At 40.7% G+C, this 19,478-nt stretch carries 17 protein-coding genes; 11 read left to right on the forward strand and 6 right to left on the reverse strand.

Translation table 11 applies throughout. The features are described from left to right. Positions 1 to 56: 56 nt before the first annotated feature. Positions 57 to 1,814: a signal peptide peptidase SppA gene (gene sppA / locus ACM44_RS08760; protein ID WP_048499663.1), complete on the reverse strand. Its 1,758-nt coding sequence runs from the start codon at positions 1,812 to 1,814 to the stop codon at positions 57 to 59. Between the two features lie 24 nt (positions 1,815 to 1,838). Here sppA and folK point away from each other — a divergent pair, with 24 nt between their 5' ends. The 5 genes from folK to fmt all read left to right on the forward strand — a co-directional run bounded on the left by folK (position 1,839) and on the right by fmt (position 8,219). After that, positions 1,839 to 2,261 carry a 2-amino-4-hydroxy-6-hydroxymethyldihydropteridine diphosphokinase gene (folK, locus tag ACM44_RS08765; RefSeq protein WP_048499664.1) on the forward strand — a complete coding sequence of 141 codons (423 nt, stop codon included), beginning with the start codon at positions 1,839 to 1,841 and terminating at the stop codon, positions 2,259 to 2,261. 10 nt (positions 2,262 to 2,271) lie between these two features. Next, the gene (locus ACM44_RS08770; RefSeq protein ID WP_048499665.1) at positions 2,272 to 3,759 is read left to right on the forward strand and encodes an OmpA family protein; all 1,488 of its coding nucleotides are present in this window, start codon (positions 2,272 to 2,274) and stop codon (positions 3,757 to 3,759) included. A gap of 39 nt (positions 3,760 to 3,798) precedes the next feature. Continuing rightward, entirely contained in the window at positions 3,799 to 5,259 is a 1,461-nt protein-coding gene (locus ACM44_RS08775) for an OmpA family protein (protein WP_048499666.1), read from the forward strand. Positions 5,260 to 5,342: 83 nt separating this feature from the next. After that, on the forward strand, positions 5,343 to 7,244 hold the full coding sequence (locus ACM44_RS08780) for a RecQ family ATP-dependent DNA helicase (protein WP_048499741.1): 1,902 nt from the start codon (positions 5,343 to 5,345) through the stop codon (positions 7,242 to 7,244). A gap of 27 nt (positions 7,245 to 7,271) precedes the next feature. Further along, a complete protein-coding gene (fmt, locus tag ACM44_RS08785; RefSeq protein WP_048499667.1) occupies positions 7,272 to 8,219 on the forward strand; it encodes a methionyl-tRNA formyltransferase in 948 nt (315 codons plus the stop codon). A gap of 10 nt (positions 8,220 to 8,229) precedes the next feature. Here the strand turns inward: fmt and ACM44_RS08790 are convergent, their stop codons facing one another. Further along, entirely contained in the window at positions 8,230 to 10,566 is a 2,337-nt protein-coding gene (locus tag ACM44_RS08790; protein ID WP_048499668.1) for a T9SS C-terminal target domain-containing protein, read from the reverse strand. A 96-nt stretch (positions 10,567 to 10,662) separates the two neighbouring features. Beyond that, the gene (gene tsf, locus ACM44_RS08795; protein ID WP_048499669.1) at positions 10,663 to 11,487 is read right to left on the reverse strand and encodes a translation elongation factor Ts; all 825 of its coding nucleotides are present in this window, start codon (positions 11,485 to 11,487) and stop codon (positions 10,663 to 10,665) included. 137 nt (positions 11,488 to 11,624) lie between these two features. On the opposite strand from tsf, the gene ACM44_RS08800 reads away from it, so the two are divergent. Further along, a complete protein-coding gene (locus ACM44_RS08800; RefSeq protein ID WP_083993690.1) occupies positions 11,625 to 12,206 on the forward strand; it encodes a DUF6759 domain-containing protein in 582 nt (193 codons plus the stop codon). A gap of 43 nt (positions 12,207 to 12,249) precedes the next feature. Here the strand turns inward: ACM44_RS08800 and ACM44_RS08805 are convergent, their stop codons facing one another. The 3 genes from ACM44_RS08805 to ACM44_RS08815 are packed head-to-tail and all read right to left on the reverse strand — an operon-like array spanning position 12,250 to position 14,988. After that, positions 12,250 to 12,951 (reverse strand): tRNA1(Val) (adenine(37)-N6)-methyltransferase, encoded by a 702-nt coding sequence (locus ACM44_RS08805; RefSeq protein WP_048499671.1) that lies wholly within the window; start codon positions 12,949 to 12,951, stop codon positions 12,250 to 12,252. Beyond that, positions 12,948 to 14,405 (reverse strand): sensor histidine kinase, encoded by a 1,458-nt coding sequence (locus ACM44_RS08810; RefSeq protein ID WP_048499672.1) that lies wholly within the window; start codon positions 14,403 to 14,405, stop codon positions 12,948 to 12,950. The genes ACM44_RS08805 and ACM44_RS08810 overlap by 4 nt, the downstream gene beginning before the upstream one ends. Further along, positions 14,392 to 14,988: a riboflavin synthase gene (locus tag ACM44_RS08815; protein WP_048499673.1), complete on the reverse strand. Its 597-nt coding sequence runs from the start codon at positions 14,986 to 14,988 to the stop codon at positions 14,392 to 14,394. Before ACM44_RS08815 ends, ACM44_RS08810 begins: the two co-directional genes overlap by 14 nt. A gap of 246 nt (positions 14,989 to 15,234) precedes the next feature. On the opposite strand from ACM44_RS08815, the gene pdxA reads away from it, so the two are divergent. From pdxA to accC, 5 genes are all read left to right on the forward strand, one after another. Then, entirely contained in the window at positions 15,235 to 16,326 is a 1,092-nt protein-coding gene (pdxA, locus tag ACM44_RS08820; RefSeq protein ID WP_048499674.1) for a 4-hydroxythreonine-4-phosphate dehydrogenase PdxA, read from the forward strand. 87 nt (positions 16,327 to 16,413) lie between these two features. Further along, positions 16,414 to 16,935, forward strand: coding sequence for a YceD family protein (locus ACM44_RS08825; protein WP_048499675.1), 522 nt, complete (start codon positions 16,414 to 16,416; stop codon positions 16,933 to 16,935). Between the two features lie 87 nt (positions 16,936 to 17,022). Further along, a complete protein-coding gene (gene rpmF, locus ACM44_RS08830; RefSeq protein ID WP_048499676.1) occupies positions 17,023 to 17,226 on the forward strand; it encodes a 50S ribosomal protein L32 in 204 nt (67 codons plus the stop codon). 125 nt (positions 17,227 to 17,351) lie between these two features. Continuing rightward, positions 17,352 to 17,831, forward strand: coding sequence for an acetyl-CoA carboxylase biotin carboxyl carrier protein (gene accB / locus ACM44_RS08835; protein ID WP_048499677.1), 480 nt, complete (start codon positions 17,352 to 17,354; stop codon positions 17,829 to 17,831). A 293-nt stretch (positions 17,832 to 18,124) separates the two neighbouring features. Then, positions 18,125 to 19,477: an acetyl-CoA carboxylase biotin carboxylase subunit gene (gene accC / locus ACM44_RS08840; protein WP_048499678.1), complete on the forward strand. Its 1,353-nt coding sequence runs from the start codon at positions 18,125 to 18,127 to the stop codon at positions 19,475 to 19,477. Position 19,478: the final 1 nt, after the last annotated feature.

A 19,478-nucleotide genomic window follows, 5' to 3' on the forward strand; every position in this document is an offset into this window, starting at 1 on the left:
TAATCCCGGCTGGTTTGCAGTCGGGATTATTTTTGCTTTTAAAGTAGTTGATCTGGTCAGAATTTCACTTGGTAAGGCATTTCCATCATCACTCCATTTTGCATTTTCGGATCGGTAAGTTGCTCGAAAATTTTGTAATTCTCGGCGCCTATCTTATTTTTGATCAGTTTTGTGGAGAGGTCTTCGCCTTCCATATTTTTGAATAATTGTTCGAAAGCACTTATTTTTTTAGGATAGGTGGAAACATTAAAATCTTTTAGGTTTGCTTTTTGCGCTGCAAAACTGATGGCATCATTTAAGCTTCCAAGCTCGTCAACCAAACCGAGCTGTTTCGCACGAGCTCCGCTCCAAACTCTTCCACCGCCGATTTCGTCAATTTGTTCGAAGGATTTTTTGCGGTTTTTGGTCACGAAGTACACGAATCTTTTGTAGGTTTCTTCTACGCTTTTGGTCATGATATTCACGGTTCCGGGAGACAATCCGTTCAGCAGTGAAACCATGGTGGAATTGGCGTTGGTGGAAACTTCATCTGCACGGATTCCATTTCTTGCCGCAAGTTCTTTTACATGGGCAAAAACACCGAAAACACCAATCGAACCGGTTATCGTATTGGGCTGCGAGTAGATTTTGTCGGCACCCATTGCGACATAATAACCACCTGATGCCGCATAGTCCCCGAAAGAAATAATCAGGGGCTTTTTCTTTTTCAGCTGCTCGAGTTCGAAGAGTATTTCATCGGAAGCGTTTGCGCTCCCTCCCGGAGAATTTATCCGGAAAACCACTGCTTTCACTTTATCATTTTCTGCAAGTTTTTTGATGTCTCTCACAAATTTTTCCGAATATACGTCTTCGTATCCATCGCCATTATAAATTGTACCGGACGCATACAAGACCGCGACTTGATTGTCTTTTTTGGTCTGGTCTTCTTGGTAGGAATCGATGTATTTAGAGAATGATATTTTCTGGAGTTTGTCGTGATCTGCCAATTTTAATTTGGATTTGATCATTTGGTCGTACTCCGTTTTCTGGATCAGTTTGTCGACCAGTTTATTTTTCAGGCTCAGTTCGGGGATTATGCCATAAAGGCTGTCCACAACGACTTTAAATTGTGCAGAATCAATTTTTCTAGACCGGTATATTTTCGCGGAAGTCTTTCCCCAGATGTCATTCAGCAAAGTAGAAAGTTGCTCCCTGTTCTCCGGGGAGATGTCGTTTCTCAGAAAAGGTTCCACCGCGGCCTTAAATTTTCCGTGGCGAATGACCTGGATGCCGATGCCATATTTGTCTGCAAAATTCTTGAAAAAAGGAACTTCTGCGGACATTCCGCGCAGCTCTATACCTCCGGAAGGATTCAGGAAATATTGATCGGCCACAGAACCCAGATAATAGGCTCCCTGTGAAACGACATTTCCATAGGCATATACAAATTTCCCACTTTTCTTAAAGTCTTCCAAAGCACTGCGCACATCGTCAAGCTGGGTCATCCCTGCTTTGATTCCATCGGTTTCTATACTTATTCCCTTGATTTTGTCGTCGGTTTTCGCTTTCTTTATCGCATCCAGCATATCGTAAATCAGCACTTTGTCTTCCTGTTTTTGATTAAGGGAAAACATCCCATCCTTGTCTTCGGTAGGACTGTCGATAATGTTTGTCTTAAAGTCCAAAGTAAGGACAGAATTTTTCCTGACGGAGGATTTGCTGCTTCCGCTAATTGCCCCGGAGACCATCATAAAAGCAATAAAAACGAAAAAAAGAGCAATTACAACCATAATTGCCACTATATTTGCCAATACGTATTTGAGAAAATTCTTCATAATTTTAATTGGTTTTTAAAGAATATGTCGCAACAATTGGTAACTTTGTTACTGGGAAGCAACCTGGGTGATCGAAAAAAAAATTTGCGGACTGCAATGCTGTTCATTGAGAAGGAAATCGGGCCAATTGAGCAAAGAACCGAATACCTTAATACTGAACCAGTTGAATTTGTTAGTAACAATATTTTTTGTAATATTGCATTACGTATAAAAACACATTTGTCGCCCGTCGAGCTCTTGAATCTTCTAAAAAATATTGAACATTTGATGGGAAGGGAAGAGGACACGTTAATTTCTAAAGAATACTCAGACCGGGTGATTGATATAGATATTGTTCTTTTTGGTAACCTCCATTTTTATTCAGAGAGATTGCAGATTCCGCATGTGAGGCATTTTTATGAACGTGAGTTTTCGAGAAAGTTGTTAGATGAATTGACAAAACACTAAAAACAATAATATGAAATTAAATTTATTAATAGCTCTAGTTCTGCCCATTACTTTCCTTGCGCAAAGTAATAGGAACGCTGCTAATAACTCGGATTATCCGAATGCCTATACCTCCGGTTCTGCAAAGGTTCAGCCCTTCAATAATTCATCCAAATTGTTTCGGGACTGGGCGGTTTCACTTGGTGTCGGAGGAGCTTTCTTACAATCCGCCGATGTAAATTCTTTTTACGATGGCAAAGTCAATTACGGATGGAATGGCTACATCAGTTTGGACAAGCAAATCACCCATGCTTTTGGGATGAGTTTGCAGTACCAAATGGGAAAAACCAATCAAAAGGCACTTCTTCCTGGTGAAGCAGGAGTGAAAGCCGGTGTGGCTACTGCGTGGACCAAATATCACCAGGTTTCTTTACTTGGCGATATTAATTTTTCAAATCTTCTTAGAAGAGTAGATAATCATTCTCCTTACAGATGGGCATTCCATGGATATGCGGGTATTGGCTTTCAGGGTTTTAATACCTTATTGCTGGATAATGACATGTCCAGATGGAATGATAACCCCAAAAGAATTCCCATTGAAATTGACCAGAAGTTTGGACTCGACAGTTTTTTCTATCAGATGGGAACAGGTCTGAAATACAACGCATCTAAATTAATCGACGTTGAAGCTCGCGCCATGTATATCATTACAGGTGATGATTCCTTTGATGGAGGCGGTCATGGCTCCAATGCAATACCAAGATATAATCAACTGACTTCAGGTCATTCTGATAATTTTTTCACGGTAAATTTAGGGCTTACCTTTAAATTAGGGAAACAGGAAACCCATTTAACATGGTGGGATCCATTGCAAAGTGCAAACAGCAGGGTCAAATTGCTTGAAGATACCGAAGCAGAATTTGTGGTTTGTGAAAAAGGTGATCAGGATAATGACGGGGTTTGTGATGATTGGGACAGACAGCTAGACACGCCTAATGGAGCGAGAGTTGATGGTGCAGGAGTTGCATTAGACATGGATCTGGATGGCGTAATTGACCTCTATGATAAATGTGTGACTGTTCCTGGTCCTGTTGAGAATAATGGCTGCCCGGTTACATCGACAAATGCAGCTGCCACTTCTGGTCAGTCCGCCATTGACGAAATCAACAAATATTTGGAAGGAATCCAGTTTGAGTTGAATAGTGACAAAATTAGAAGCAAGTCATTCTCTAATTTGGATCAAGCTGCAGAAGTTATTAAAAGATTAAACAGCAGTGATAGATTCATGGTAATTGGAGCTACCGATGCAAGAGGTTCTGCCGAGATCAATCAGAGACTCTCTCAGCGAAGAGCCGATGCGGTGGTTAAATATCTCGAATCAAAAGGAGTAAGCCCATCAGTCTTATCTGCTGAAGGTCGCGGTAAGGCGGATCTCAAGTATCCGGAATGTGATCCGGCTACAAAATGTCCGGAGTGGAAAAATGAAGCGAATAGGAGAGTTTATATCATCCAAAAATAAAAACCCCATCATTAATTAACAAAAAAAAACATAAATAATATGAAACTAGATTTAAAAATTATAGCATTGGCATTGGTCATTCCTGTTGCCACTTTTGCACAAGATTCTGTTTCAGTTCCTTCTGCCATGTATCCGAATGCCTATACTTCGGGTTCAGCAAATGTGTCCCCATTTACCCAAGAATCAAAGAGATTCAACGATTGGGCAATTTCTGCAGGGGCAGGAGTTCCATTGATGCAATCCTCTGACCTTACTTCGATTAAAGGATTTGGAGCAGGTAAAAACTTATTTGGGTGGTCTGCTTATCTAAGTGTAGATAAAGCCATTACCCATGCTTTTGGTTTGAAACTTCAATACGATAAAGGGGAAAGCAGACAAGGTTTTGTGAATACGAAAGACCATGTTGCTACCACAGAGGGTGCAGGTGCAAGAACGCAATACGATGCGATCTCCCTTTTGGGAGATATCAATTTCTCTAATCTACTGAGAAGAGTTGATAACCATTCCCCTTTCAGATGGGCGTTACATGGTTATGCCGGTGTGGGTTCACTAGCCTACAGAGCTTACAGGCAAGATCCAGGCCCTGTTTATAACCAGGCCCTGATCACAGAGGTCAAACCATTTAAACTTGGAAGTCTATTTGCACAAGCCGGTGCAGGGGTGAAATACCGTGCAACCAAATCATTAGATATTGAGACCAGAATGATGTATCTTGTCTCTGGCGATGATAACTTTGACGGAGCCGGTGGAGCTTCTTATAATGGTAAGGTTAATGACAATCCCTCAGATAATTTAATTAATATTACCTTGGGAGCAACATTAAACTTAGGTAAGCACGAGTCGCATCTGTTTTGGCATGACCCATTGCAAGAGATCTATTATAAATTAGATGTGCTAGCCGATAAAAATGTGGATGTGGAAGTGTGCAAAAAGGGAGATGCCGATAATGATGGCGTTTGCGATGATTGGGACAGACAACTCGATACACCTGCAGGAGCAAGAGTTGATGGAGCCGGTGTTGCTCTGGATACCGACTTGGACGGGGTGATAGACCTTTATGACAAATGTGTAACTGTTCCGGGTCCGGTTGAAAATAACGGATGTCCTTACTCCAATGCCAATTCCGGAACTACTTCAACCATTACCGACAATACCTCAGTGCTGGAAGGAATTGAATTCGATTTGAATTCAGACAAAATTCTTCCATCCAATACACCGATCCTGAATAATGCTGTAAATTATATCAATTCCAGTACGGGTGCTTACCGCGTAATTGGCGCTACAGACACGAGGGCTTCAGAAGCCTACAACCAAAAGCTTTCAGAAAGAAGAGCAAACAGTGTGAAAAACTATTTGATCCAAAATGGAGTAAACTCCAATAAGTTGGAGGCTATTGGTCATGGTAAAAAAGATCTGAAATATCCGGAATGTAACCCCGCAACCAAATGCCCTGAATGGAAAAACAGAGCAAACCGTAGAGTTTATTTCGAGGCCAAATAATTTTTCAGGCAAAATAAATCCAAAAGTCACGCTTGCCGTGGCTTTTTTTTGTGTCTGGAAATTTCTTTTCCTATTTTTACCTGATGATTTCCACCGAAGAATTTGCCCATTTGAAATATGATACCCTGAAACATTTTTGGGGCTATGATTCTTTTAGGGATCTGCAGGAACAAATCATAGATTCCGTGATTTTGCGGAAAGATGCACTCGCACTACTTCCCACAGGTGGTGGAAAATCTCTTTGCTACCAATTGCCGGCGCTAATTCAGGAAGGAACCTGCCTCGTTATTTCACCGCTTTTGGCTCTGATGAAAGATCAGGTGGCACAACTCAAAATGCGGGGAATAGAAGCAGAATATCTCTCTTCCGAATTGGATGAATTTGATGCGGAAATCATTTTCAACCGTTGCAAAGACGGTATAACCAAATTACTTTACGTGTCGCCCGAAAGGCTTAACAACCGCTTTTTTCTGGAAAATATCGAAGAGATCCAACTCTCATTCATCGCGGTAGATGAGGCGCACTGTATTTCGGAGTGGGGACAGGATTTCCGCCCGAGTTACCAAAAAATCAAAATTTTCAGAGAGCGATTCAAAGATATCCAGTGTCTTGCATTGACCGCGACGGCTACACCGAAAGTCCTGCAGGAAATTAAAGAAAAACTCAATCTCAAAAATCCCGGTGTCTTCCGGAAAAGTTTTGAAAGATCAAATATCCATATCATCTCCGAGAACATCTCCGATAAATATGAAAGGGTTTTGCAACTGATGAAATACAACCGCACATCGGGAATTATCTATGTCCGGACCAGGAAAGATGCGGAGGAGCTCACCAAATTCCTCCACCGGAACCAAATTCAAAACGTGGATTATTTCCATGCCGGCTTAGAACGTCAAGAAAAAAACGCTAGACAAAACAACTGGTTGCAGAGAAACGACCACGTACTGATTTCTACCAATGCATTCGGAATGGGGATTGACAAAGAAAATGTTCGTTTGATTGTTCATTTCTCGCCACCGCAATCAGTAGAAAACTATTACCAGGAAATCGGAAGAGCCGGTCGTGACGGAGAGGAATCTTATGCCTTCCTTTTTTGGAATGACCAGGAACTGATGAATTTTGATGAGCAGCTCAAAAATCAAATTCCTTCAAAATACGAGTTTCAAAAAATCATCTCCTTTATATATTCCAATTTTCAAATTGCAGATCATGAGCTTCCTGAAAAGCCTTTTCAGCTGAACCTTCAGCATATCCGGAATTTCACCAAATCCTCTTTGGGTAAAATCCGGAATGTGCTCAATTTTATGCATCAACAAGAACTGATTTTTTATAATAACAACAAATCACTTTCTTCCCTTGAGTTAAAAGTCAGGGCGGAAGACTTAGATCTGCTTTCCAAAAATGATGGCTATTTTGCAGAGTTGCTCTTTCGAAATTTGCCGGGACTGACCTCGCATAAGGTCATGTTCAGCGAATTGAGTTTGAGCAGGAAAATAGGAACCGATCCTTTTTTACTAAAGGAAAAAATAAAGGAATTCCAAAATAAGGATTATCTGGAATATTTGGATGGAGCATTATCCAGCATAAAGTTCCTGCAAAACCGGGATGAGCGATCGATCAATGGGAAATATTGGAATCTTTTTCACCAAATCCAAAAAAATAAGCTCAGAAAATGGGAGGAATTGAAGTTCTTCACTACCAATCCGGACCACTGCAAAATGAGGATGATCCTTTCCTATTTCGGGGAGAAAAATCCTAAGAATTGCGGGAAATGCTCGTATTGTGAAAAACAGAAAGAAAGTATTTTTGGGAGAAATGTTTCCGTTGAAATCTTAAAAGCACTAGAGCAAAAGCCTTCCAATGTGGATGAGCTTACCATTAAACTAAATTATTTCGAAAGAGAAAGTATTCTGGAGAATCTGATTTACCTTCTGGATGCCGGAAAGGTGAAAATGTTGGATTTTAGAACCTATACTTTGGCGTAAATAATCAGCATTAAGTAATTTATTTAAATGAAATCTTTAAAAGTCATTTTTTTCGGGACTCCCGAGTTTGCAAAAACATCGCTTCAGGCGATTTATGAATCGCATCATCAAGTAGTTGCTGTGGTCACCGTAGCCGATAAAGCGAGTGGTCGCGGACAAAAAATTCACGAATCCCCTGTCAAAGTTTTTGCCGTGGAAAACCAAATTCCCGTTTTGCAACCAGAGAAATTGAGAAATCCCGAGTTTCTGGAGCAGATTCGGAATTTGGAGGCAGATGTTTTTGTGGTAGTCGCTTTTAGAATGATGCCTAAAGTGCTTTTTGAAATGCCGAAATTGGGAACGTTCAATCTTCACGCATCCTTGTTGCCGGATTACCGGGGAGCTGCACCCATCAATTATGCGGTGATTAATGGGGAGGCCAAAACGGGCGCAACCACTTTCTTCATCAATGAAAAAATCGATGAGGGAAATATTCTACTTCAAGAAGAAATTGAAATTTTCGCTCATGAAAACTCCGGCGATGTTCATGACCGCCTGATGGAAATGGGGGCAAAACTCGTGGTGAAAACCTTGGATGGAATTGCTGAAAACTCCATTCGGGAGAAACCTCAGCCAATAATGGAACATCCAAAAAACGCTTTCAAAATATTCAAAGAAGATACTAAAATCAACTGGCATCAAAATTCCGAAAACATCCACAATTTTATCCGCGGAATGGCACCTTATCCATGTTCTTTCACAATTTTGAAAATTGGAAATGATGAAAAATCGCTGAAGATTTTTAGCGGAAATTTTGAAAAATCAAATCATGGCAAAACTCCGGGAACTTTAGAAATCAATAAAAATCAGTTCAAGATTTTTACCACCGATGGATTTTATTTTCCGTTGGAAGTTCAGCTGGAAGGAAAGAAAAGGATGAATATAAAAGATTTCCTAAACGGTTTCCGCGATTTTGATCATATTTCTATCGCTTAAAATCATCTGGTCAATCGCGGTTTTTCACCAGAATCCAGCCTTGGTAAGTGACAGGTGAATTGGTATCTGGTTCGATCCAGCTTAAAATATACCAATAAGTTCCGGTGGAAACGGCTCTTCCGTTCATTTTACCATCCCAGATGAATTGGTTTGCTTCCGAGGAAAAGACCTGGCTTCCAAATCGGTTGAAAATTTGAATTTTCACGTCTTTTTTTAAACTTAAATCTGAATAATCCAGCACATCATTGATTCCATCTGCATTTGGTGTGATCACGTTGATGAGGTTGATGACCAGAAACTCCTTCGCCACACTGTCGCAGTTTTGCGAATCTTTCACGTAAACAAAATGTTTCCCCCGCGGAACATTGTAGAAAACGTTGGAGGTTTGAAAGTTGATATTGTCTAAAGAATAGGAATACGGCGGAACTCCTCCAACCACGTAAACCGTGGCGGTGCTTCCCGAAACATCAACATGGGTAATTTGGGGAAGTTCGGCTGCGGTAACTTTTACATTTTGCCGATTAACGCAACCATTGAAATATAGATCTACCCAATAATCGCCAACTCCCACATTACTGATACTTGAGGCATTGGTTCCGCTGACTCCGGTGCTCCAACTGTAGAAATCAAAACCTGTTCCTGCATCAAGTGTTGTGGTGGAGTTCGGGCAAATCGGTTTATCTAGCAGCGTTAATGATGTTTTTGGTTTTTTGATGTTGACAGTTATTTCTGCCACATTTGGACAATCCGTTCCTTCAAATCTAATTCCAAAAGTTTTGGTAGCGCTTAAAGTTTGGTTTGCAGGAATGGAAGTTCCTGCTGCGCCTGCTTTTGCTTCCGCCAATGAATTGTAGAAAGTGATGCTTAATGTGGAATCCGTTGTAAACTCGGTTTTGTAATTATTTAAATCAATGGAAACGCCCTGAAAATTGTCGTCGCAAATTGGAGGAGTGGAATAACTTGGTTTCAGCAATGGGATCTTATTTCCCAATTTTAAGGTGAAATCCCCAATTACCGTCGGACATCCATAAGTGGTTTCCACAAAGAGATAGACCTTGGTTGTTGCCGTCAAAAGCCATCCATCCGCAAGTGGAGTTCCGGTTCCCGACGCATTGAGATAATATTTTGGGATAAATGCGCTGTTAAAATTCGAAATCAGTTGAGGGGATAGCTGAGAAAAATTAACCGGCACGCTTCCCGTCAATTGATTGTCACAAAGCGTAAAAACCTTATTGGGAACGATGACCGGTTTCTGAGAGATTTCCACTTTAATGGAACCTTTCAGTGCACAACCTCCCAAATCGATTTCAACCTGATAAGTTCCGGCGCTTGCAGCAACTCCCAAAACGTTCAGTTTGGCGCTGGTTGCTCCGGGAATCAGAACACCATTCTTGAACCATTGGTAAGAAGTGGCACCCGCGGTGGTCGCATCCAGCGTTTTTGTGGTTCCTTCACAAATCGGATTATTCGTGGAGACCAGCAGATCCGGTCCCAAATCCTTTTTTCCTACGAAGCTTCCCGCTTTCAGAAATACTGCGGAATCGTGACTGGTGTTGATGTTATCGGCTATAACTAATTTGATGTGGTATGTTTTCCCCGGGATTACATCTGCTTTTGCGGTGAGCACTTTGGTTTGTCCGTCGAAAATGGTTGGAGACATATTTGGCGGCACCATTGGCGGCAAATTGTACTGGCCAAAATATTCCGCATTGCTTGGCGAACAGTAGGTATTATCGCGAACAGTTCGTGATGAAACGGGATCCAGATTTCCGGTGGCTTGATTTAAGACGGTTGCAATATTTTTGTAGGTAGAAGTTCCGGCTTCCTTAATCAAAAATGCAAATGCATCCGAATAGTTACAGCCGCTTTTCTGGTATTCCTCTGAAAGAAACATGTATTCAAAGCTGATACCTGTAGAATTTAAGGATACAAAATCAAACTCTAGTGAAGTGGCGTTCCAGGAGGGTTTGGCAAAAGGAACTGCGACCTCCAAATCCTGATCGCCTAACCAGGAACTATTTCCATCCGAGAGCACTCCACTATTTGGCCCGGCGGAATTATAGGCGCCACCTGTACTCAAAATCACCCCTTCATCAATATCAAATGGCAAAGTCCCTTTTTTGAAATAGCCATAACTGAACGGATTGGTCCCGTAATCTTGCCAACCGCTCACCGTGACATTAGAAACCGAAATGCAGCCCGCGTTTTGCGGTCCAATCAGTACATTTCGAACCAAATCATCGGCAGTTTTTGAACTGACTGTAATATATTGCTGAGCTTTTCCAGAAAAAATGGAAAGGAAAACGACGAGGATCGAAGTGAGCCGAAAATTTAATTTTGCGTACATGCTTTTTTTGCGGACTGCAAATTTACTTCAAAAAGTAGAGACAAAAAAAATCTCTCCTACTAATTAGAAGAGATTTTAATCATATTTTAAAGTGGCTTAAGCCAGACTTGTTCTCACAAATCCTACTACTTTCAAGTCACTGTTTATTGATTTCACATAGTCCGCTACAGAAATGTTGTGGTCTTTGATGAATTGTTGGTGAACCAAAGTGTTGTCCTTATAGAATCTCTGCATTTTTCCTTTCAAGATGTTCTCGATGATATTTGCAGGTTTTCCTTCTTTGGTCAACAATTCTCTTTCGATATCCAGTTCTCTGTCGATGGTTTCTTGTGAAACCTGTGTTTCGTCCAGTGCAATTGGGTTCATTGCGGCAATCTGCATTGCTACAGCGTGTGCGGCATCGGCAGCTCCTTCCACATTTGCAGATAAAGAAGCGATTGCGGCGATCTTGTTTCCAGCGTGGATGTAGGCTCCCAAGAAAGGTCCTTCGATTCTTTCGAAAGTTCCGATCTCAATTTTCTCACCGATTACTCCGGTTTGCTCGATCAATTTGTCTGCAACAGTCATTCCGTGGAAATCAGAAGCAAGGAATTCGTCTTTTGATGCATACATCATGGCTTGCTCTGCAAGTTCGTGTGCCAATTCCACAAAAGCATCGTTTTTCGCCACGAAATCAGTTTCACAATTCAGAGCGATGATTCCACCAAGGGTTCTGTCTTCGTTCACTTTCGCGATTACTGCACCTTCGTGAGATTCTCTGTCCGCTCTGTTTGCAGCAACTTTTTGACCTTTTTTTCTAAGGATTTCAATTGCTTTGTCGAAGTCTCCTTCAGCTTCAACCAATGCTTTTTTGCAGTCCATCATTCCTGCTCCGGTAATGTTTCTTAATTTAGCTACATCTGCAGCAACCACTGTATACATATTGTTCTTTTTTTATTAAAAAAATTGTTTATTTTAGTCTCGAAATTCGAGTTGCAAAGATAATAAAATTCATGCAAACTAAAAAGAAGAAATCTGCGTTATTATTAAAATTTAAAATCCTAAAAATCATTCCTTTAATGAAGAAAATCGTTTATCTATTGCTGTTTTTTATGTATTCTTTAGGGTATTCCCAATCGAAATATACCGAAGCGCAGGTTGAAAAAACCACCGATCCGCAAGTAATTGCCAATTTCATTAAATACAATCCGGATCATCCGAAAACTCCCGCATTTAAGCAGAAACTTTTCGCAATCATAAATAATGACAAAACTCCAGCGCAGGCTTCCAAAGTGGCAAAGCCTACTGTGGCACCGCTTAATACGAAAAAATTGGAAAATGTAGTGAACCGTGATGTGGCGAAAACCGGCGAGGTAAACGCAAAACACAAAAAAACAGCGGAATTGCTAAACCACCTTTTCAATTCCGATCCAAACGGGAAAACCGCTTATGTTTCCATTACCAACAAATCCAGCTGCAACCTGATCGTGAAAATCAGCGGAAAACAATTCTATAACCTGGATGTTCCCGCCAATAATCAGAACTATATCCTTATTGATAAAGGAAATTATACCATTACCACGATGGTTTGTGATGCAAAATATAGTTCGGTGAAGAATATTAATAAAGATATCGTCATCACGCTGAATGCTCCGAAATAGGAGGAACAATGCGTGATCCGTAAGGAGTAATACCCGGATCCAGCTAATCTGCTCTTTTGAACACATGGAAATCTTTGGTAAGTTCCAGGTATTCTTCACTATAAACTCTCGGAAATTTTTCAATGATAAAGTCTGTTTCAATCACTTCGGTTGGAACAAGAGCAAATTCCAGGATCACCCTTTTCGGTGGCGCATCCTTTATTCCTGAAATGTTTATTTTACGCTGAAGAAAGAGTTTGTTTTCATGACAAACCTTCTGAAAAAACAGCGACTCTTGAAAAGGGATAATGACGCTCAGAATTCCCTCCCTAGAAAGTAATTTTTTCGATTTTTCAATTAAATCCGTGAAATCAAGCGTTTTCTTTTGTCTCGCCAAAACATCTTTGGTAGAATCGTTTTCTTCAAAATAAGGCGGATTGGAAACAATCAGGTCAAATTGCTGTCCGGTTTCCCATTCCTTGAAATCATCTTGTAGAACTTTGAGTCGCTCAGAAAAAGGACTGTTTCTGAAATTCCCTTCCGCAAGTTTTGTGGCATTTTCATCGATATCGATCGCCAGAATTTGGGCAGTTGGATTTCTTTGGGCAATCATCAAAGAAATCAGTCCGGTTCCTGTCCCTACTTCCAAAACGGAATTTGCATTTTCCACAGAACAAAGTGCGCCCAGCAAAACGCCGTCTGTTCCCACCCGGAAAACGTATTTGTTTTGGTTTACGGTAAATTTTTGGAAACGAAATGGTTTCATTGAACGCTATTTGGCAGGGAAATCGTGAATGTGGATCCTTTTCCCACTTCGGAATTTACGGTGATCACGCCTTTGTAATCTTCTACCATTTTCCTCACCATCGTCAAACCCAGTCCGGTTCCACTGGATTTGGAGGTGAAATTAGGCTCAAAAATTCGGTCGTACATGTCTTCCGGAATTCCTTTTCCTTTGTCCTGCACGGTGATGAAAATCCTTTTCTGCCTTTGTTCCACATCCACATTGATGATGTTTTCCCGATGGTCATCTTTTGCCTGACTTGCGTTTGCGACAAGGTTTGTGATGATTCTGGAAAGGTATATTTTGTCCATTTCCACCAAGATTGATTCTTTGTTCGTGTGAAAATAGACTTTTTCATCGCTAAAAATATTCAGATTTTTCTTGATTTCTTGGTTGATGTCGAAGACCTCGTTGTGTTTCTGAGGCAGCTGCGCGAACTGTGAAAATGCGTTTGCCACGGTGGCCACCAAGTCAATTTGGTCCACGATGGTTTTGCTAAGGCTTTTTACTTTTTCCTGGATGTGGGGATCGGTGGGATCGAATTTTCTTTCGAAGTTTTGAATGGTGAGCTTCATCGGAGTGAGCGGATTTTTCACTTCGTGTGCGACCTGCTTCGCCATTTCGCGCCAAGCTTCTTCTTTTTCCTTGAAACTCAGTCGCTCTTTTTGTTCCTTGATTTGCAGAATCAGTTTGTTATAAGCTTTTACCAGCTGGTTCAGCTCGTCATTTTGATAATATCTGATCGGTTGCGGATCATCTTCCAGAAGATTTACCCGGTTCAGCATTTCAGAAAATTTGGTGATGGCGTTGGTCAAATTGTTAGAAATAATCCAGCTGAGCCAAATTGCAAAAGCCACGATGAAGAGATTCACTAAAATGATATAGTTCAAATATTTGTTGAACATTACGGAGTAAGCTCCTTCATTATGATAATAGGGGAAATAGACAATCGCGATAGGTTCCAGCATATTGTTTTTTAGGATCATGTAGGATGATGTTACATTGGCCTCGGTTTTGGTGTCATAATGCTGAATATCTAGGCGTTTGTCATTTTTCAAGACCATATTCACGATGCCCAGGTTGATCTTTTTTTGCTGGATCAGGTTGATATCTTTGTTTGATAGCAGAAATTTGCCGTTCAGGTCATAAATAATGATGTCCTGATTATTGATATCCGCAATTTCGAAAATGTCATTAGACAGGATCTTCGGCAAATCATTGGTCTCAACAGAAGTGTGGGAAACTGCGTAATCCAGTGCCGACATCAGCGATTCTGCTTTCTTCTGCAAATCTGTCCTGCTTTGTACCGTCGCGTTATTTTTAATGATAAAGTAGGAAAGAAATGAAGATCCCGCGATGCTCATCACGCAAATCAACAGAAATCCCCAGAAAACCTTGTTCCTTAAACTGTATCCTTTGTATTTAGTGAACGGCATTTATTTTCATAAGTTTAGATACGTATTTTCCAATAATGTCGAATTCCAGATTCACCGTGTCACCGATTTTAAGGGTTTTCATATTGGTAAATTCCCAGGTGTAAGGAATGATTGCCACGGAAAAACTTCCCGAGCCGCTTTCGGCAACAGTCAGCGAAATTCCATTTACCGTAATCGAACCTTGCGGAACAGTCACCAATTCATCTGTTTCGTCATATTTGATGGTGATGAAAAAACTACCGTCCAAATTTTTAATGCTTTCTACAGTTCCCGTTTTATCCACGTGTCCCTGCACCATGTGACCATCTAGTCTTCCATCAAATTTCAAACATCGTTCCAAATTCACTTCGGTTCCCAATTCCCATTTGCCAAGATTGGTTTTTTCTAGAGTTTCGTTGATGGCGGTGACTTTGTATTGGTCGCCGGAAATCTCCACCACAGTCAGGCAGCATCCATTGTGTGCCAGACTTTGGTCAATTTTCAGTTCGTGGGTAAAACCACAAGACAAAATGAAATCAATATTGGATTCATTTCGAACAATTTTTTCTACAATCCCTGTAGATTCTATAATTCCTGTAAACATATTTTTCAAAAGTCAAATAAAAAGTTAGAAAGACCAAATTTTAAAAGAGGGGGTGAAGAACAAAATAAAGAACGTTTCACAGATTGGTTTGATGAATCACCACATCACCACATCATCAAATCGCCACATCAACCAATCATCACATCATCAAATCGCCACATCATCAAATTCCTTCATTTCCTGATCCCCTAATCCCTTAAATTTTTCTACATTTGTAAAATTCAATTAATTATCAAATATACGATAATGAGCGCAAAGCAACATAAAATAAAAGTCGGAATTTCAGTGGGTGATTTCAATGGTATTGGCCCTGAAATCATTATGAAGACTTTAAAGGAAAAATCCATTACAGATTTTTTCACCCCCGTGATTTTTGGTTCAGGGAAATTGTTTACCTACCAAAAAAACATTTTCAAATTTCAGCAGACTTTTAATTATATCACAGAACCGTCTTTGGCGCAAGCCGATAAAATCAATATGGTGAATCTGTGGAAAGAAAATGTGAATGTAGATTTGGGAAAACCAACGGAGGAATCTACCAAAATGGCGATCGACTCCCTGGAAGCTGCAACAGACGCTTTGATGAAAGGTGAAGTGGATGTGTTGGTCACTGCGCCCATTAATAAAGAGGAAATGATGAAGCAGGGTTTCAAACATGCTGGTCACACTGGATTTCTGGAAGAAAAATTCGGAAAAAAAGGGTTGATGTTTTTGGTGACTGATGATTTGAAAGTGGCTGTTTCTACGCACCATATCCCGGTTTCTCAAATTGCAGATGCTATTTCTAAAGAAAAAATCAAGAAGCAGATCAAATTACTGAATCAAACATTGATAGAAGATTTTTGCATTCAAAGGCCAAAAATAGCGGTACTAGGATTGAATCCTCATGCAGGTGACGGCGGTGCAATAGGAAAAGAAGAAATTGAAATCATTGAACCCGCCATTCGTGAATTGTTTGAAAACGGAATTTTGGCTTTCGGACCATTTCCTGCCGACAGTTTTTTCCAACCAGAAAAATACAGAAAATACGACGCGGTTTTGGCGATGTACCATGATCAGGGTTTGGCACCGTTCAAAACTTTGGCGTATGAAGAAGGGGTGAATTACACGGCGGGACTTCCTTTCATCAGGACTTCTCCGGATCACGGTGTTGCTTATGATATCGCCGGACAGGGAATTGCAGACGAACACAGTTTCTCCGAAGCGATTTTTGCGGCAATTAAAATCTATAAAAACCGCTCAGAATATAGGGATTTAATGGAAAACCGCATGAAACCTAGAAAATCGGTTGCCGGAAACGGAGTGGATGAGGATTTGCCGGAGGAAGAGAATAGTTGACGCCATTCATCGGGCAAAGATTCATAATATTGTTTAATAATATATTTGGAGTTTCAAAAAAAATGCATATTTTTGCACACTCATTTTATGGACAAGTTTAGAAACTACGAGGTAGTGTTTTCGGGACTGAAAAACGGGAAACACGAGTTCAGATTTGAGATAGACAAAGCGTTCTTTCAACTTTTCGATACTGAACAGGAATTTACAGAACCCAAAATTATTGCGGATGTTTTGATGGATAAACATACCACATTTTTGGAATTTTGGATTAAAACATATGGTACAGTGAACTTGGTTTGTGATATTTCAAATGAAAATTTCGAGTATCCTATTGAAAACGAAATCAAGGTGCTGGTAAATTTCGGGGAAGAATTTGATGACAGCGAAGAAGATGTGATCACCATTCCAACTTCAGACCATGCGTTCAACGTGGCGCAGCTGATTTACGAAGATGTGATGTTGAGCATTCCCATGAAGAAAATTTCGCCCAATCTTTCAGATCAAGACCTTGAAATCCTGGAAAGGTTCAGTGCAGCTGAGGAAAAAGAAGAAGAACCCGAAGGCGATCCGAGATGGGATGCTTTGAAGAAATTAAAAGACAAAAATTAACATAATTTAAAATGATGAGATTGAGCAATCAAATACTCATCGCTCCTGTCCGCAGACAGGCAGGTATAAAATTAAAAATAGAAGAAAATGGCACATCCAAAGAGAAGACAATCGTCAACAAGAAGAGATAAGAGAAGAACCCACTACAAAGCAGAGGTTCCTCAATTGGCAAAAGATGCTACTTCAGGTGAAATGCACCTTTATCACAGAGCACACTGGAGCGAAGGAAAACTTTACTACAGAGGAAAAGTAGTGATGGAAAAAGCAGTAGAATCTACAGAAGAGAACTAATCGCTAAACCGCGAAAAATCTCAATTTTCATACAAAAACCACTCGATTTTTTCAATTTCGGGTGGTTTTTTGTTGTTTTTGTTGATTTTTAGTATATTTGGCCTATAAAATAAACACCCAAAATAATGGACATTAAAGACATCCAAAATCTCATCAAATTTGTGTCTAAGGCAGAGGTTTCTGAAGTAAAATACAAAACAAAAGATTTTGAAATCACCATCAAAACTCCACTCGCAGCTAGTGAAGTAAATTACATGCAACAACCACAGATGTTTCATGCTGCTCCGCAAATGGCGCCAGTTGCTGCCCCGGTTGCCGCAACTGCTGCACCTGCTGCGGCGGAATCATCTTCAGATGACAGTAAATTCGTAACCATCAAATCGCCAATGATCGGAACTTTCTATCGTAAACCTGCTCCGGACAAAGACGTTTTCGTGAGCGTGGGCGACGAAGTTTCAGTAGGAAAAGTGGTCTGCGTGATCGAAGCCATGAAACTTTTCAACCAAATTGAGTCAGAAATTTCCGGAAAAATCGTGAAAATCCTGGTTGATGACGCGACTCCGGTGGAATATGACCAACCATTATTCCTTGTGGATCCATCTTAATTAAGATTGATTAATGATGATTGATGAGGGATCAGATTTCACTCATCATTTCAAATCAATTTGCATTTGACTATGATTTTCTTCATTGCTAAGTGAAACGCCTTTGCGTAAGAATTAGTCCAAAGTAAAGCAGCATATTTTTTAAAGAAATTTTGCGTCTTTGCATTTATAAATTAAGTCAAGTATCTTGCACATTAAGTTTATTAAATATAAGTGTTGAATGTTGTCATCAGCTTCAAACGTTAAACGTCAAATCTACCTGTCGGCAGACAGGCTTCAAACAAAAAATTAAGATGTTCAAAAAAATATTAATAGCCAACCGTGGCGAAATTGCAATGCGGATTTTGCGCACCTGCAAGGAGATGGGAATCAAAACGGTAGCGGTTTATTCCACAGCCGACAAAGACAGCCTTCATGTGCGTTTTGCGGATGAGGCGGTATGCATCGGACCCGCTCCCAGCAAAGATTCCTATTTGAAAATCCCAAATATCATCGCGGCAGCGGAAATTACCAATGCAGACGCGATTCATCCTGGATATGGATTTTTGTCGGAAAACTCCAATTTCTCTAGAATCTGCCAGAAAAATAATATTAAGTTTATCGGCGCGACCCCTGAACAAATTGACAGAATGGGGGACAAAGCCAATGCGAAAGCCACCATGAAAGAAGCCGGAGTTCCATGTGTTCCCGGTTCCGAAGGTTTGATTGATTCCTACGAAGACGCGGTGCGAATTGCTGCCGAAATAGGTTATCCGGTGATGATCAAAGCTACCGCAGGTGGTGGTGGAAAAGGAATGCGACGTGTTTGGAACGAAGCTGAACTGAAGGAGCATTGGGAATCCGCAATTCAGGAAGCGGTTGCCGCATTTGGTAATGGTGGAATGTATATGGAGAAACTCATCTTGGAACCGCGGCATATTGAAATCCAAGTTGCCGGTGACCAATATGGAAAAGCTTGCCACCTCTCAGAAAGGGATTGCTCCGTACAAAGAAGAAATCAAAAGCTCACTGAAGAAACCCCTTCACCTTTTATGACCGACGAACTTCGGGAGAGAATGGGTAATGCCGCAGTGAGAGCCGCTGAATATATCGGTTACGAAGGTGTTGGAACCATCGAGTTTTTAGTGGATAAAAACCGAGATTTTTATTTCATGGAAATGAACACCAGAATTCAGGTAGAGCATCCGATTACCGAGCAAGTGATTGATTATGACCTCATCAGAGAGCAGATTCTTCTTGCGGCAGGAACCCCGATTTCGGGTGCCAATCATTATCCAAAACTTAATTCGATTGAATGTAGGATTAATGCAGAAGATCCTTTCAACGATTTTCGTCCGAGTCCGGGGAAAATCACAGAACTCAATATTCCCGGAGGTCACGGAATTAGAGTGGATACCCATGTTTACTCGGGTTACACGATTCCATCCAATTACGACTCGATGATCGCTAAACTGATTACCACTGCGCAAACCAGAGAAGAGGCCATCGCAAAAATGAGACGCGCCTTGGAAGAGTTCTATGTGGAGGGTGTGAAAACCACCATTCCTTTCCACAGACAATTGATGGACAATGAGGACTACCTTGCAGGTAACTACACGACAAAATTTATGGACGATTTTGTGATGGATAAGAAATATGAGATTTAAT

This window comes from Chryseobacterium koreense CCUG 49689, from assembly GCF_001045435.1.
In the GTDB taxonomy this organism is placed as follows: Bacteria; Bacteroidota; Bacteroidia; order Flavobacteriales; family Weeksellaceae; genus Kaistella; species Kaistella koreensis.